The organism is Herbaspirillum sp. WKF16 (assembly GCF_028993615.1).
Taxonomy (GTDB): Bacteria; Pseudomonadota; Gammaproteobacteria; order Burkholderiales; family Burkholderiaceae_D; genus Herbaspirillum.
The window spans coordinates 1736070-1751651 of sequence record NZ_CP118632.1 but is presented as its reverse complement, the minus strand read 5'-3'; the positions used below and the strand labels follow the sequence as shown (position 1 = coordinate 1751651).

Sequence of the window (15582 nt, the reverse complement as noted above, 5' to 3'; positions counted from 1 at the left end):
TGGGCGATAGCCGCAATCGACATTCGTTCAAGCCATCTCCCTTACTGTCGTCCCGGCGAAGGCCGGGATCCAGCGTCGTTCGTCGCGCATCACCGGACGCTGCACGACGCTGGGTTCCTGCTTTCGCAGGAACGACATTGGGGCGATAGCGCCAATCGCCGTTCGTTCGAGCCATCTCCCTCGCTGTCGTCCCGGCGAAGGCCGGGATCCAGCGTCGTTCGTCGCGCATCACCGGACGCTGCACGACGCTGGGCTCCTGCTTTCGCAGGAACGACACTGGGGCGATAGCGCCAATCGCCGTTCGTTCGAGCCATATCCCTTACTGTCGTCCCGGCGAAGGCCGGGATCCAGCGTCGTTCGTCATGCCTCGCAGAAAATAAAAAAGCCCGCGATGCGGGCTGTTCCTGGCACAGATTACGATTGGCGGATCCGGTACGGCCGGCTAACGCTCGCTGCGCAAGCGGGGGATTCGCCCACCGTCGGCGGGCCGCGGTTTCGCTTGCAAGCGAAACCCTTCGAATCCCTGCCGCGATGTGCTCAGCACATCGCGTGGGGACGCCATAAAAAAAGCCCGCATAGCGGGCTGTTTTTTGGCGTCCCCACGGGGATTCGAACCCCGGTACTCACCGTGAAAGGGTGATGTCCTAGGCCTCTAGACGATGGGGACATTCAGGTACTGCAAATTTTTTACATCCAAGTCTCGCCTGGATACCACCACATCAAAACCGTGGTGTCGCTGGTGGAGGTAAGCGGGATCGAACCGCTGACCTCTTGCATGCCATGCAAGCGCTCTCCCAGCTGAGCTATACCCCCTGCGAAGTAAAAAGCCCGCTTCTGCGGGCCTTTAAACAATCCGAATAACCGGACCATTTAATCTGGCGTCCCCACGGGGATTCGAACCCCGGTACTCACCGTGAAAGGGTGATGTCCTAGGCCTCTAGACGATGGGGACATGTACTGCTTCCATCTGCGCCGCATCAAACCACGACGCCGATATGAATTCTGGCGTCCCCACGGGGATTCGAACCCCGGTACTCACCGTGAAAGGGTGATGTCCTAGGCCTCTAGACGATGGGGACATTCAGGTGCTGCTAATTTCTACATCCAAGTTTCGCTTGGAATATCACCGGATGAAACCCCGGTGTCGCTGGTGGAGGTAAGCGGGATCGAACCGCTGACCTCTTGCATGCCATGCAAGCGCTCTCCCAGCTGAGCTATACCCCCTTGCGAAGAAGCGAGATTATGCAATACCTATTTTCAAAAGACAATATCTTTTTAAACAAAATCTCGCTTAATTTTTCAGGCGTAGGCCTTCAGGCGCGCCAGCACGCTGTCGCGGCCGAACAGCTGCAACACAGCGTCGATGGCCGGGGTCTGCAACTGGCCGGCGACGATCAGGCGCAGCGGCATGGCCAGCTGGGGCATCTTCAGCGTGTGGGCGGCCAGCACTTCCTTGATCATCGGCGCGATCGCTTCCTTGGTCCATTCGACCGTGGCGCAGCGCTGCGCGAAATCGGCCAGCGCCGGCTTGATGGCGTCGGTGATGTGCTGCGCGACCAGCGCCGCTTCCGGCGCCGGCTGGCGGTAGAACATCAGCGCCGCCGCCGCGATCTCGTTGAGCGTGTGGGCGCGGTCTTTCAGCAGCGCGATCACCTGGTCCAGCGCGGGCGCGCCATCGAAGGCCGCGCCCTCTTTTTCCAGCAGCGGGCGCACCAGCGACGCCAGGCGCGCGTTGTCGGCCAGCTTGATGTAGTGGTTGTTGAGCCAGTTCAGCTTTTCCGGATTGAACTGCGCCGGCGCCTTGGTCAGGTGGTCGAGGTCGAACCATTCGCAGAACTGCTGCATCGAGAAGATCTCGTCGTCGCCGTGGCTCCAGCCCAGGCGCGCCAGGTAGTTCAGCATGGCTTCGGGCAGGTAGCCCTGGGCCGGGTAGTCCATCACCGACACCGCGCCGTGGCGCTTGGAGAGCTTCTCGCCGTCGGCGCCCAGGATCATCGGCACGTGGCCGTACTCGGGCAGGGTGCCGCCCAGGGCCTTGAGGATGTTGATCTGGCGCGGGGTGTTGTTGACATGGTCGTCGCCGCGGATGACGTGGGTGATCTTCATGTCCCAGTCGTCCACCACGACGCAGAAGTTATAGGTCGGCGTGCCGTCCGGGCGCGCGATGACCAGGTCGTCCAGCTCGCGGTTGGAGATGGTGATCTGGCCCTTGACCACGTCGTTCCAGGTGACCTCGCCGTCCAGCGGGTTCTTGAAGCGCACCACCGGCTTGCGTCCTTCGGGAACGGCCGGCAGGGTCTTGCCCGGCTCCGGGCGCCAGGTGCCGTCGTAGCGCGGCTTGTCGCCGGCGGCGCGCTGGCGCTCGCGCATGGCCTCGACCTCTTCCGGCGAGCAATAGCAGTAATAGGCGCTGCCCTGCTCCAGCATCTGCGCCACCACCTCGCGGTAGCGGTCCATGCGCTTCATCTGGTAGAACGGGCCCTCGTCGTGCTGCAGGCCCAGCCATTGCATGCCTTCGATGATGGCCTGCACCGCTTCCGGGGTGGAGCGCTCCAGGTCGGAGTCTTCGATGCGCAGGATGAAGGTACCGCCGAAACGGCGGGCATAGGCCCAGGAGAACAGCGCGGTGCGGGCGCCGCCCAGGTGCAGGTAGCCGGTGGGGCTGGGAGCGAAGCGGGTACGTACGGTGGTTGCGGTCATGAGCGGAGCGGGTGAAAACCAAAACGGCCTTGGCATGCCAAAGCCGTCCAGCGGTCAGGTCGTGAATCGGAAAGCCGCTATTTTAACGTGGCGGCGGCGGCCACGCCATGCCGGCCGCCGCGGCGGCGCCTACTTGACGGTGAGGTCGATGGTGTCGGACATCTTCTTGCCGTAGGACTGGTGCGCGCCGTTGGCGAACTGCGCGGTCAGCTTGTACTTGCCGGGCGGCAGCGTCACCTCCGCCTCGGTCTGGCCCTTGCCGTAGTGCAAGTGGGTGTCGTCCATGGGAATGCTCTCGCCTTCCTTGATCGGCCCATGGTTGATCAGCAGGTGATGGTGGCCGGTGCCCGGGATCACTTCGGTGGCCGGATGCACGGTCATGCCATGCGCCGCGAACCTGACCTTGAACGGGCTCTGCACGGTGGCGCCGCTCTTGGGCTCCAGGATCGATACGCCCTTTTCCTCGGCCTGGGCGAACGAGGCGGCCAGGCTCATCAGCAGCAGCGAAGCGGCACATGCCGCGCGGGACAAACGGGGACTGGGGTGGGCAATCATCAAGCATCTCCTGTAGTTGTGGATGGGGACTGCGGAGCAGGCCTGCGCTCGGCCTGGCGGCTGCACGATTGCACGAGCGCGCCGAAACGAAAAACGGCGATGGAGATTTCCATCGCCGTTCTGGCATTCCAACGATGCGCCCCGCCTCAGTCGTTCTGCACCACGATGCTGGGGAACTTGCTGGTCATGTCGCGGGCCTTCTCCGCCACTTTGACCGCGACCCGGCGCGCAATGTTCTTGTAAATCTCGGCGACCTTGCCGTCCGGGTCGGCCACCACGGTGGGCTTGCCGGAATCGGTCTGCTGGCGGATCTCCATGGTCAGCGGCAACGCCCCCAGGAAGTCCACGCCGAAGTCGGCGCACATGCGCTCGCCGCCGCCCACGCCGAAGATCGGCTCGGCATGGCCGCAGTTGGAACACACGTGCATGCTCATGTTCTCGACGATGCCAAGGATGGGAATGCCGACCTTCTCGAACATGCGCAAACCCTTGCGCGCATCCAGCAGGGCGATGTCCTGCGGCGTGGTCACGATCACCGCGCCGGTCACCGGCACCTTCTGCGACAGCGTCAGCTGCACGTCGCCGGTGCCGGGCGGCATGTCGACGATCAGGTAGTCGAGCTCGCGCCAGTTGGTCTGGTCCAGCAGCTGCTGCAGCGCCTGGGTGACGATCGGGCCGCGCCACACCATCGGCTCGTCGGGATCGATCATGAAGCCGATCGAGGAGACTTGCAGGCCATGGTTCTCCAGCGGCTCCATGGTCTTGCCATCCTTGGTTTCCGGCTGGCCGGAGATGCCCATCATCATCGGCTGCGAGGGGCCGTAGATGTCGGCGTCCAGGATGCCCACCTGCGCACCCTCGGCGGCCAGCGCCAGCGCCAGGTTGACCGCGGTGGTCGACTTGCCCACGCCGCCCTTGCCGGAGGCCACGGCGATGATGTTCTTGACGTTGCTCTTCAACTTGATGCCGCGCTGCACCGCATGCGCGACGATCTTGAAATACACGTTGGCCTCGACGCCTGCCACGCCGGGCAGCTTGCCCAGGGCCTCGGCCACCAGGCCGCGGATCGGCTCGACCTGGCTTTTGGCGGGATAGCCCAGCTCCACGTCCAGCAGCACGCGGCCGCCCTCGACGCGGATGTTCCTGGCTTCCTTGCCGCTGATGAGATCGCGGCCGGTGTTGGGATCGATCACCTGCAACAGGGCCGCCTTGATTTCTTCCACGGTGATGCTCATTGTTTCTCCTTGCTCAGAACCCGCAAGTCTATCCCAATCGGCCCGGCGCCGCCTTGCCTTGCGAGCGCCGGGCAAGCTCGCCCGGCGCCGCGTTTTGCTTGGCAAAACATCAACTGCTGCGCCGAGAGGGCCACGGCTGCTAGAATGGCTCTCTTTTTCCACCACCCACGCCTCGTCAGTATTGCCAATGAGCACCCCAGCACCCCGCCAACTCTTCGTCACGACCGCACTCCCCTACGCCAACGGCGCGTTCCACATCGGCCACATCATGGAGTACATCCAGGCCGACATCTGGGTCCGGTTCCAGCGAATGCAGGGCAATGAGGTGCACTTCGTCGGCGCCGACGACGCGCACGGCGCGCCGATCATGATCGCCGCCGAGAAGGCCGGCATCACGCCGCAGCAGTTCGTGGCCAACATCGCCGCCGGCCGCAAGCAGTACCTGGACGGCTTCCATATCGCCTTCGACAACTGGAGCTCCACCGACAGCCCCGAGAACCACGAACTGTCGCAGGAGATCTATCGCGCCCTGCGCGACGAGGCCAAGCTGATCTCGACCAAGACCATCGACCAGTTCTTCGACCCGGTCAAGAGCATGTTCCTGCCGGACCGCTACATCAAGGGCGAGTGCCCCAAGTGCGGCACCAAGGACCAGTACGGCGACTCCTGCGAGAACTGCAGCGCCGTGTATTCGCCGACCGACCTGAAGAACCCGTACTCGACCCTGTCGGGCGCGACGCCGGTGATGAAGTCCTCGGAGCATTTCTTCTTCAAGCTGTCGGACCCGAAGTGCGTGGAATTCCTGCGCGAATGGGCGCTGGACAACAACCGCCTGCAACCGGAAGTGGCCAACAAGTGCCGCGAATGGCTGGACGGCGAAGGCGGCCTGGGCGACTGGGACATCAGCCGCGACGCCCCCTACTTCGGCATCGAGATCCCGGACGCGCCGGGCAAGTACTTCTACGTCTGGCTGGACGCGCCGATCGGCTACCTGGCCTCGCTAAAGAACTACTTCGGCAAGACCGGCCGCGACTTCGACGCCTTCATGGCCGACGACAAGACCGAGCAGTACCACTTCATCGGCAAGGACATCACCTACTTCCACACGTTGTTCTGGCCCGCCATGCTGAAGTTCGCCGGCCGCAAGACGCCCAACAATGTGTTCGCCCACGGCTTCATCACCGTCTCGGGCGAGAAGATGTCCAAGTCGCGCGGCACCGGCATCTCGCCGCTGCGCTACCTCGACATCGGCATGAACCCGGAATGGCTGCGCTACTACATCGCCGCCAAGCTCAACGCCAAGGTGGAAGACGTCGACTTCAACCCGGACGACTTCGTGGCCCGCGTCAACGCCGACCTGATCGGCAAGTACGTCAACATCGCCAGCCGCGCGGCCGGCTTCATCGCCAAGCGCTTCGAGGGCAAGCTCAGCACCGCCTGGGCCACCGACGACGACGCCTTCCTGGCCAAGCTGCGCGGCGTGGCGGGCGACATCCGCACGCTCTATGAACAGCGCGAGTACGGCAAGGCCCTGCGCCTGGTGATGGAACAGGCCGACGCCATCAACGCCTACGTGGACGCCAACAAGCCCTGGGAACTGGCCAAGGACACCGCCCGCGACGCCCAGCTGCATGAAGTCTGCAGCCGCCTGCTGGAAGCCTTCCGCATCCTGACCGTGTACCTGAAGCCGGTGCTGCCGCAACTGGCCGCGCAGGTGGAAGCCTTCCTCAACGTGCAGCCCTTCCAGTGGAACGACGTCGCCGCGCCGCTGGCCGACGGCCACGTCATCAACGCCTACGCGCACCTGATGCAGCGTGTCGATCCGAAGATGCTGGACGCCCTGTTCGAGGCGCCGGAAGCCCCCGCGGCCGCGCCGGCCGCCGTCGCCGACAGCGCCATCGAGGAGCTGGCCCCGGAAATCTCCATCGACGACTTCGCCAAGATCGACCTGCGCATCGCCAAGATCGTCAACTGCGAAGCGGTGGAAGGCTCGACCAAGCTGCTGCGCCTGACGCTGGACGCCGGCGAAGGCCGCACGCGCAACGTGTTCTCGGGCATCGCCTCGGCCTACAAGCCGGAAGAACTGGTGGGCAAGCTGACCGTGATGGTGGCCAACCTGGCGCCGCGCAAGATGAAGTTCGGCATCTCCGAAGGCATGGTGCTGGCCGCCTCCGCCAAGGATGAGAAAGCCAAGCCGGGCATCTACGTGCTCAACCCGTGGCCGGGCGCCGAGCCGGGCATGCGGGTGCGCTGAGCCGCGCGCGGCCGCACCCGGTAAGCGAAGGAGACCCTGCATGGAAATGCTGATACGCGAAGCCACCTCGGAAGACGCCCCGCTGATCGCGGAGCTGACCCGCAACAGCTGGGCCAACAAGGTGGCGCCCAACTCCTCCGGTCACCGCGAAGCGGCCGACCACGTCACCGAAGACCTGCAGCACGGCGGCGCCTTCATCCTGCTGCGCGGCGAAGTGCCGGCCGGCTCGGTGCGCTGGCTGCCGCTGGACTCGGACTTCGACGTCTGGGAAATCCGCCGCATGGGCATCTGCCCGGACTTTCGCGGCGAGCGCCTGTCGCAGCACCTGATGGAGGCGCTGATCCACCGCGCCCAGGCCGCCGACGTGCGCGAGCTGCGGCTGGCGGTGCGCACCGACCAGGCCCAACTGGTGGACCTGTACGCCGCCTTCGGCTTCGAGATCGCGCCCGAGCTCGAATACACCCGCGCCAACCCGAACGAAGCGCCGCCCATCGTGATGCGGCGGGTGATGCGGCACTGAGCCGGTCTCCCCCGGACTTTCAGCGGCACATTCCATATCTCATCGTCGTCCTGACGGAAGTCAGGACCCAGTGTCGCTTGTCGCGCCCATCAATCGACTGCCAGGCGCGACAAACGACACTGGATCCCGGCCTGCGCCGCGATGACGGAGCAATTGGCTTACCTCATCGCTTGTGATCGAAACGCCGGGCAATCCCCTCCCCCACCAGCTGGATCACAGACACCAGCGCGATCAGGATCACGATCACCTCGAACATCACCCGCGTCTCGTAGCGCTCGTAGCCGTAGCGGATCGCCAGGTCGCCCAGGCCGCCGGCGCCGACCGCGCCCGCCATGGCCGAGGCGTTGATCATGGCGATCACGCTTACCGTCATGCCGCCGACGATGCCGGGCAAGGCCTCCGGCAGCAGCACGTGGCGCACGATGTGCCAGCGCCGGCAGCCCATGGCGCGCGCCGCCTCCACCAGGCCGCCGTCGACGTCGTTGAGCGACACCTGCGCGATGCGCGCGTAGAAGGGAATCAGGTTCACCGTCAACGGCACCACCGCGGCCCAGGTGCCCAGCGTGGTGCCGACCAGCAGGCGCGTCACCGGCAACAGCGCCACCAGCATGATGATGAAGGGCACGGCGCGAAACACGTTGACCGTCACCGACAGCGCCCGATGCAGGCGCGGACGCGGATAGAGGTTGTGGCGGGCGGTGACCGTCAGCACCACCGCCAGCGCCAGGCCCAGCGAAATGGCCAGCAGCGCCGAGGCGCCCACCATCAGCAGGGTCTCGAAGAAGGCCTGGAAGTATTTATCAAGCGCGGGCAGGGACATAGCCGATCACCTTGATGAGATTGTCCTTGAACAGGCCGCGCACCCGTTCGACCTCGGCCGCCGGCAAGGCCAGCAGCAGCTCGCCCTGGGCGTGGCCGCGGATGCGATCGAGGCCGCCGTGCAGCAGCGCGGCATCCGGCCCGAGCCGGGCCAGGTCCTGCAGGCTCACGCCCTGCGGCCCTTCGGCGCCGGTGAAGCGCAGGCTGAGCACGGCCCTGCCGGGCGCGCCTTGCAAATCGTCCACCAGCTGTTCGGCCAGGTCGGCCGGCACGCCGTGCTGCAGCGGGCGCAGCAGCGCGCGCGTGGCGTCGGCCTGCGGATTGCCGAACACGCGCCAGACTTCGCCCAGTTCCACCGCCTGCCCCTGGTCCAGCACCAGCACGCGGTCGCAGATCTCGCGGATCACCGCCATGTCGTGCGTGATCAGCACCACGGTCAGCCCCATCGAGGCGCTGACGTCGCGCAGCAGCGCCAGGATGGATTGCGTGGTTTCCGGATCGAGCGCCGAGGTGGCCTCGTCGCACAGCAGGATGTCGGGCTCGTGCACCAGCGCGCGGGCAATGCCGACGCGCTGCTTCTGTCCACCGGATAGCCTGGCCGGATACGCATCGGCCTTGTCGGCCAGGCCGACCAGCGCCAGCAACGCATCCACCTTCTCGCGGATGCGTTGCGGCGGCACGCCGGCCACGCGCAGCGGCAGGCCGACGTTCTCGCGCACGGTCTTGGCCGAGAGCAGGTTGAAATGCTGGAAGATCATGCCCACGCGGCGACGCAGGGCCACCAGGCCATCCTCGTCCAGCGCGCCGACGTCGGCGCCGTTGACCTTTACCATGCCCGCGCCCGGGAGTTCCAGCGCGTTGATGGTGCGCAGCAGGGTCGATTTGCCGGCGCCGCTGCGGCCGATGACGCCGAAGATCTCGCCGCGCCTGACCTCGAAGGACACCTCGCGCAGCGCATGCACCTGCCCCGCCGGCCCAGGATACTGCTTGCTGACCTGCTGGAAGGCGATGTGCGCAGCCGACGGCAACGCGCTCTCGGCGGGCGCGCGCGCCGCGTCTTCACGCGCGCGCGCCGTCAGGCCGGTGCCGGCGCGGATCAGTGCGGAGAGGCTCAAAATACCGGCACCACCGAGCCGCCGAACTGCTTCAGGATGAACTGGCGCACTTCCTCGGACTGATAGGCCTTCACCAGCGGCGCGACCCAGGCCGCGTTCTTGTCCTGCTCGCGCACCACGATGATGTTGACGTAAGGATTGTGCTCGCGCTTCTCGACGGCGATGCCGTCGCGCGTGGCGATCAGGCCGGCCTGGTAGGCGAAGGTGTTGACGATGGCGGCGGTGTCGACGTCTTCCAGCGAGCGCGCCAGCACCACAGAGGCGCTCTCGATCAGGTTGATCTTCTTCTTGTAGCCGCTGATGTCGGACAGCGAGGCGGTGCCGGTGTACGGGTCGAAGCCGTCGCGCAAGGTGATCAGGCCGGCGTCGCGCAGCACCACCAGCGCGCGGGTCTGGTTGCTGGGGTCATTGGGGATGGCGACCTTGGCGCCTTCCGGCAGGTCCTTGATGGCCTTGTACTTCTTCGAATAGAAGGCGATCGGCGAGATATAGGTGTCGCCCACCGCGGCCAGCTTGTAGCCGCGCTGCTTGATCTGGTCGCGCAGGAAAGGAATGTGCTGGAAGGAGTTGGCGTCCAGGTCGCCGTTGTTGAGCGCCTCGTTGGGGCTGGCGGCGCCGGAGATCACCACCGGCTGCACGTTCAGGCCGTTCTTTTTGGCCACCTGCGTGACCACTTCCCAGATCTGCTCGTCGGTGCCGCCGCGCACGCCCACGCGCAGGGTCTTGGGGTCGGCGCTGTGGGCCAGGCCGGCCAGCAAGAACAGGGTGACGGCGATCAGCGCGCGCAGGCGCAGGCGTTGGGTCATGCGATTTCTCCGTGAAATGTTGTGGTGCGCCGCACCGGCGCTTGGGATGGCCAAGTGTAGAGAGCCGGCCGCCGGCCACCAACGAAGGAATTCATATGTCCTTATGCGCGCCGGCCCAGGCCCGGCGCGGCATGGCGAGCTGGCGCGGCCGACCCGGCCCGGCTGCCGCGAGGCCGTCGCCACCCGCGCATGTCCCCGCCCGCAAAGAACATCCGTTCATCAAGCTGTAACAAAAGCTCAATATCATCCCTACCATGCTGCAGGGCCGTATCGATACGTCTTTACTTGCCTCGGCGAATTGACTATTTTTACAAACGTTCAACAACAATGATCATACGTTCAGGCTATCAACATGGCTAATGGGGACCGGCAGGAAACCGCTTACATGGCAGTGCGCGTGGCGCGCCTGTACTACTTCCAGAACATGACCACGGCGGCGATCGCCGAGGAAATCGGCACCTCGCGCGCGACCGTCTCGCGCTTGCTGTCGTTTGCGCTGGACCGCGGCCTGGTGGAGATCCGGGTGCACGACCCGCAGGAGGTCTCGGGCAACCTGGAGAGCGCCATCGCCGAGCGCTACCAGTTGCGCTCGATCCAGGTGGTGCCGGTGTCGGCCGCCGCCAGCGAGAAGGAAACCCTGCAGCGCGTGGCCGGCCACGCCGCCGCCTACGTCAGCTCGCTGGTGGCGCCGTCCACCGTGATCGGCCTGGCCTGGGGCACCACGGTGGCCGAGATCGCCGACAAGCTGCTGCCCAAGCAGGTGCACGACGTCGACGTGGTGCAGTTGAACGGCTCGGGCACCGGACTGAACTTCGTCAACACCTTCGGCGAGTCCATCGTCTCGCGCTTCGCCCAGAACTACGGGGCGCGCGCCCATCACTTCCCGGTGCCGGCCTTCTTCGACTATGCCGACACCCGCACCGCGCTGTGGCGCGAGAAGAGCATCAAGTCCATCCGCGCGCTGCAGGACAGCGCCTCCATCCTGCTGTTCTCGATCGGCGCCGAAGCCACCGGCAGCCACGTGCATACCGGCGGCTACCTGTCCGACGAGGAGCGCGCCATGATCCGCGCCGAGGGCCTGGTGGGCGACATCGCCACCATGTTCTTCCGCGAGGACGGCAGCTGGCGCGACATCGCCCTGAACGCGCGCAGCAGCGGCCCGGACATGGATTGCTTCCAGCGCGCCGCGCATTCGATCTGCGTGGTCTCGGGCAAGGGCAAGATCCCCGGCCTGCGCGCCGCGCTGCAGGGCGGCTTCATCAACGAGCTGGTGATCGACGAGCCGAGCGCGCGCCTGCTGGTCGAGCAGATCCGCGCCGCCGACGGCCGGGAGCCAAACCCATGAAACGCGACGGTCTCTACGACATCCTGGTCATCGGCGGCGGCATCAACGGCGCCGGCGTGGCGCGCGACGCCGCCGGCCGCGGCCTGTCGGTGGCCCTGTGCGAGCAGAACGATTTCGCCGGCGCCACCTCCTCGGCCAGCACCAAACTGATCCACGGCGGCCTGCGCTATCTCGAATACTACGAATTCCGGCTGGTGGCCGAGGCCCTGTCGGAGCGCGAACACCTGCTCGACATCGCCCCGCACATCGCCTGGCCGCTGCGCTTCGTCATGCCGCACGTGGCCGGCCTGCGCCCGCGCTGGATGATCCGGCTGGGCCTCTGGCTGTACGACCACATCGGCGGGCGCATCACGCTGCCCAAGTCGCAGGCGCTGCGGCTGGATCGCATGGCGAGCCCCAGCGGCCTCAAGGGCGACATCACGCGCGGCTTCGCCTATTCCGACGCCTGGGTGGACGACGCCCGCCTGGTGATCTTCAACCTGCTCTCGGCCCAGGAGCACGGCGCCGACATCCTGCCCCGCACGCGCCTGGCCGAAGCCCTGCGCGTCGAGAACCAGGACGGCGGGGACAACCACTGGCTGTGCACGCTGGAAGACATGCATACCGGCCAGCGGCGCCGCGTGAAGGCGCGCGCCCTGGTCAACAGCGCCGGCCCCTGGGTGGCGCAGATGGATCGCGCGCTCAACGCCGGCGATGGCGGCGGCGATGACGGGGAAAAGCGGCACGCGGCGGTCAAGCTGGTGCGCGGCAGCCATATCGTGGTGCCGCGCCTGTTCGAGGGCGAGCACGCCTACATCCTGCAAAACGACGACAAGCGCATCGTCTTCATGATTCCCTATGAGGACCGCTACACCCTGATCGGCACCACCGACGTGCCGCAGGAGAACATGGACCAGGGCGCGCGCATCAGCGCCGCCGAAGAAGCCTACCTGCTGCGCGCGGTGAACCGCTACCTGGAACGCCCGGTCGCCGCCGGCGACATCGTCTGGCGCTACGCCGGCGTGCGGCCGCTGTTCGACGACGAGTCCGACAATCCCTCGGCCGTCACCCGCGACTACACGCTGGTGCTGCAGGAGCAGCGCGGCCTGCCCTGCGTCTCGGTGTATGGCGGCAAGATCACCACCTACCGCCGCCTGGCCGAGTCGGTCATGGACAAGCTGGCGCCCTGGCTGCAGGGCCGCTCCCGGCGCGGCGGCTGGACCGCCGGTGAAGCCTTGCCCGGCGCCCGCTTCAAGCGCGCCGAGCGCCAGCGCGAGGTCGCCCTGCTGCAACAGAAATACGCCGGCCTCGATGCCCACTACCTGGCGCGCCTGTTCGCGCGCCATGGCCTGAACAGCTATGCCGTGCTGCGCGAGGCGCAAACGATGGCAGAGCTGGGACGCGACTTCGGCGGCGGTCTGACGCAGCGCGAAGTGGAATACCTGGCCGTGCACGAATGGGCCTGCGAGGCCGACGACGTGCTGTGGCGCCGGACCAAGTGCGGACTGCACATGGACCAGGTCCAGCGGGAAGCGTTCGGGGAGTGGTTCGCGCAATTGCGCGCCAGCCATTTCTGCGCCAGCCGGATGCCGGCGGAAATCCGCTAAGCCGGGCGTGAAAACGATTACGGCCATTCATCGCCGGTGAGTGGCGCCGCACAGGCCGGGCCGATCGCTTGATGCGGGCCGGTTGACGATTGATAAAAAAGGGATACGGGATGGCAGCAATTTCCTTGCAGGGGATCACCAAGAACTGGGGCGAGGCCCAGGCCGTCAAGGGCATCGATTTCGAGGTGAAGTCGGGCGACTTCACCGTGCTGCTGGGGCCCTCCGGCTGCGGCAAGTCGACCACGCTGCGCCTGATCGCGGGGCTGGACACGCCCAGCGCCGGCAGCATCCGCATCGGCGAACGCGACGTCACCCGGCTGCCGCCGGCGCAGCGCAAGATCGCCATGGTGTTCCAGTCGTATGCCCTGTTCCCGCACCTGAACGTGCGCGACAACATCCTGTTCGGCGTGCGCGTGCGCAAGGAGCCGCGGCAGGACTTCGAGCCGCGCTTGAAGCGCGTGGCCGACATCCTCGGCCTGTCGCACCTGCTGGATCGCCGTCCCGGCCAGCTCTCGGGCGGCCAGCAGCAGCGCGTGGCGCTGGGCCGCGCGATCATCGCCGACGCCCCGGTGTGCCTGATGGACGAGCCGCTCTCCAACCTCGACGCCCAGTTGCGCCAGGAAATGCGCCGCGAGATCCGCGCGCTGCAGCAGCAGCTTGAAATGACCATGATCTACGTCACGCACGACCAGACCGAAGCCATGAGCATGGCCGACCAGGTGATCCTGCTACGCGACGGCAAGATCGAGCAGAACGCGCCGCCGGCCGAGCTGTACGCCCAACCCGCCACCGAATTCGCCGCGCGCTTCATCGGCACGCCGCCCATGAACATCCTGCCGCTGGCGCCGGTCGCGGGCGGCCTCGCCATCGAGGGCAGCGACGGCCCGTCGGTGACGGCCGCCGTCGGCGACCAGCAATGGCAACTGGGCCTGCGCCCGGAGCATGTGCGCCTGGCCGATGACGGCGTGGCGGCGGTAGTGCAGACGGTCGAGTATTTCGGCGCCGACACCATCGTCGGCGCGCAGGTCGGCGCCGGCCGCGGCGGCCCTACCCTGCTGGTGCGCGCGCCGGGCCAGCTGGCGCTGCGCGCCGGCGACCCCGTGCGGCTCGGCTGGAACCCGGGCGATCAATATTTCTTCGACAGGCAGACCGGGATGCGGCGTCATCCCCAGTAATTCAGAAACGTCAGAGTGAGACTCCAACAATAGCAACCGCCAAGTTGCAACCAACCTTCAACCTCATGGGAGAGACGCATCATGCGTAGAGCAATTCTGAAATCCGTGGCCGCCCTGGCCGTCAGCGCCGCTTTCGGCGCCAGCGCCTTTGCCGCAAACCCGGTCGAAATCAGCTTCTACTATCCGGTCGCCGTCGGCGGCGCCGTCACCAAGACCATCGACGGCATGGTGGCCGACTTCGAGAAGGCCAACCCGGACATCAAGGTCAAGGCGGTCTATGCCGGCACCTACCAGGAAAGCATCGTCAAGGCGCTGACCGCCTTCAAGAGCGGCACCCCGCCGACGCTGGCGGTGCTGCTGTCGACCGACCTGTTCACCCTGATCGACGAGAACGCCATCGTCTCCATCGACACCCTGGCCAAGTCGGCCGAGGACAAGAAGTGGATCGACGGCTTCTACAAGGGTTTCATGGAGAACAGCCAGACCGACGGCAAGACCTGGGGCATCCCGTTCCAGCGCTCGACCATCGTCATGTACTACAACAAGAACCTGTTCAAGGAAGCCGGCCTGAACCCGGAGAAGGCCCCCGCCAGCTGGACCGAGATGGTCGATGCTGCCAAGAAGCTGACCAAGCGCGACGCCTCGGGCAACGTCACCCAGTGGGGCGTGAAGATCCCCTCGACCGGCTTCGGCTACTGGATGTTCCAGGCCATGACCGCGTCCAACGACACCATCCTGATGAACAGCGCCGGCACCAAGACCTACTTCGACAAGCCGGGTTCGGTGCAGGCCCTGCAGCACTGGGTCGACTTGACCACCAAGGACAAGGTCATGCCGGGCGGCTCGATCGAATGGGGCACCACCCCCAAGGACTTCCTGGAGCAGAAGGCCGCCATGGTCTGGACCACCACCGGCAACCTGACCAACATCCGCACCAACGCCTCGTTCCCGTTCGGCGTGGCGATGCTGCCGGGCATCAAGCATCCGGGCAGCCCGACCGGCGGCGGCAACTTCTACGTCTTCAACAAGACCTCGCCTGAGCAGCAGGCCGCGGCGATGAAGTTCATCCGCTTCGCCGCCGAGCCGGCGCGCGCGGCCCAATGGTCGATCGCCACCGGCTATGTGGCGCCGCGCCAGGATGCCTGGGACACCGCCGAGATGAAGAAGTACCTGCAGGAAGTGCCGGCGGCCGACGTGGCGCGCGAGCAGATGAAGTACGGCGTGGCCGAGCTGTCCACGCACGACAACCAGCGCGTGACCAAGGCCCTGAATGACAACCTGCAAGCGGCGCTGTCCGGCACCAAGACGCCGGAAGCGGCGTTGAAGGACGCGCAGCGCGAGTCGGACCGCATCCTGCGTTCCTACGGCCGCTAAGCAACTCGCTCCAGGCAGTCTCGCAGCAACCGGCCCGCCCAGGCGGCGGGCCGGGTTCCGATTCCGTAACGCGTTTTCGCCGGCCGGCGCAAAGGTCA

Annotated in this window: 12 protein-coding genes and 5 tRNA genes; 6 read left to right on the top strand and 11 right to left on the bottom strand. The window is 66.1% G+C overall.

Translation table 11 applies throughout. The features are described from left to right. Window positions 1–591: 591 nt before the first annotated feature. The 8 genes from Herbaro_RS07845 to apbC all read right to left on the bottom strand — a co-directional run bounded on the left by Herbaro_RS07845 (window position 592) and on the right by apbC (window position 4490). Window positions 592–667 (bottom strand) — tRNA-Glu (locus Herbaro_RS07845). A 70-nt stretch (window positions 668–737) separates the two neighbouring features. Further along, window positions 738–813, bottom strand: a tRNA-Ala gene (locus Herbaro_RS07840). Window positions 814–876: 63 nt separating this feature from the next. Next, window positions 877–952, bottom strand: a tRNA-Glu gene (locus Herbaro_RS07835). Window positions 953–1003: 51 nt separating this feature from the next. Then, window positions 1004–1079, bottom strand: a tRNA-Glu gene (locus Herbaro_RS07830). Window positions 1080–1148: 69 nt separating this feature from the next. Further along, window positions 1149–1224, bottom strand: a tRNA-Ala gene (locus Herbaro_RS07825). Window positions 1225–1299: 75 nt separating this feature from the next. Beyond that, on the bottom strand, window positions 1300–2700 hold the full coding sequence (gene gltX, locus Herbaro_RS07820) for a glutamate--tRNA ligase (RefSeq protein WP_275013266.1): 1401 nt from the start codon (window positions 2698–2700) through the stop codon (window positions 1300–1302). Window positions 2701–2829: 129 nt separating this feature from the next. Further along, entirely contained in the window at window positions 2830–3255 is a 426-nt protein-coding gene (locus tag Herbaro_RS07815; protein WP_275013265.1) for a DUF4399 domain-containing protein, read from the bottom strand. Between the two features lie 146 nt (window positions 3256–3401). Beyond that, window positions 3402–4490, bottom strand: coding sequence for an iron-sulfur cluster carrier protein ApbC (gene apbC, locus Herbaro_RS07810; protein ID WP_275013264.1), 1089 nt, complete (start codon window positions 4488–4490; stop codon window positions 3402–3404). 187 nt (window positions 4491–4677) lie between these two features. On the opposite strand from apbC, the gene metG reads away from it, so the two are divergent. Both metG and Herbaro_RS07800 read left to right on the top strand, forming a co-directional pair. Next, complete coding sequence (gene metG, locus Herbaro_RS07805; RefSeq protein WP_275013263.1) at window positions 4678–6744, top strand: methionine--tRNA ligase; 2067 nt, start codon at window positions 4678–4680, stop codon at window positions 6742–6744. Window positions 6745–6784: 40 nt separating this feature from the next. Further along, window positions 6785–7264: a GNAT family N-acetyltransferase gene (locus Herbaro_RS07800; RefSeq protein ID WP_275013262.1), complete on the top strand. Its 480-nt coding sequence runs from the start codon at window positions 6785–6787 to the stop codon at window positions 7262–7264. Between the two features lie 163 nt (window positions 7265–7427). Here Herbaro_RS07800 and Herbaro_RS07795 read toward each other — a convergent pair whose 3' ends face one another. From Herbaro_RS07795 to Herbaro_RS07785, 3 genes are read right to left on the bottom strand one after another with little or no spacing between them, the layout of a single operon-like run. Continuing rightward, the gene (locus Herbaro_RS07795; protein ID WP_275013261.1) at window positions 7428–8084 is read right to left on the bottom strand and encodes a methionine ABC transporter permease; all 657 of its coding nucleotides are present in this window, start codon (window positions 8082–8084) and stop codon (window positions 7428–7430) included. Next, on the bottom strand, window positions 8065–9183 hold the full coding sequence (locus Herbaro_RS07790; RefSeq protein WP_446719331.1) for a methionine ABC transporter ATP-binding protein: 1119 nt from the start codon (window positions 9181–9183) through the stop codon (window positions 8065–8067). The genes Herbaro_RS07795 and Herbaro_RS07790 overlap by 20 nt, the downstream gene beginning before the upstream one ends. Before the next feature lie 11 nt (window positions 9184–9194). Further along, entirely contained in the window at window positions 9195–10004 is an 810-nt protein-coding gene (locus Herbaro_RS07785; protein WP_275013260.1) for a MetQ/NlpA family ABC transporter substrate-binding protein, read from the bottom strand. 352 nt (window positions 10005–10356) lie between these two features. Here Herbaro_RS07785 and Herbaro_RS07780 point away from each other — a divergent pair, with 352 nt between their 5' ends. The 4 genes from Herbaro_RS07780 (at window position 10357) to Herbaro_RS07765 (ending at window position 15484) form a co-directional block, all read left to right on the top strand. After that, window positions 10357–11349 (top strand): sugar-binding transcriptional regulator, encoded by a 993-nt coding sequence (locus Herbaro_RS07780; protein ID WP_275013259.1) that lies wholly within the window; start codon window positions 10357–10359, stop codon window positions 11347–11349. Then, window positions 11346–12935 (top strand): glycerol-3-phosphate dehydrogenase, encoded by a 1590-nt coding sequence (gene glpD, locus Herbaro_RS07775; RefSeq protein ID WP_275013258.1) that lies wholly within the window; start codon window positions 11346–11348, stop codon window positions 12933–12935. Before Herbaro_RS07780 ends, glpD begins: the two co-directional genes overlap by 4 nt. A gap of 110 nt (window positions 12936–13045) precedes the next feature. Continuing rightward, window positions 13046–14110 (top strand): ABC transporter ATP-binding protein, encoded by a 1065-nt coding sequence (locus Herbaro_RS07770; RefSeq protein ID WP_275013257.1) that lies wholly within the window; start codon window positions 13046–13048, stop codon window positions 14108–14110. Between the two features lie 81 nt (window positions 14111–14191). After that, complete coding sequence (locus Herbaro_RS07765) at window positions 14192–15484, top strand: ABC transporter substrate-binding protein (protein ID WP_275013256.1); 1293 nt, start codon at window positions 14192–14194, stop codon at window positions 15482–15484. Window positions 15485–15582 lie beyond the last annotated feature (98 nt).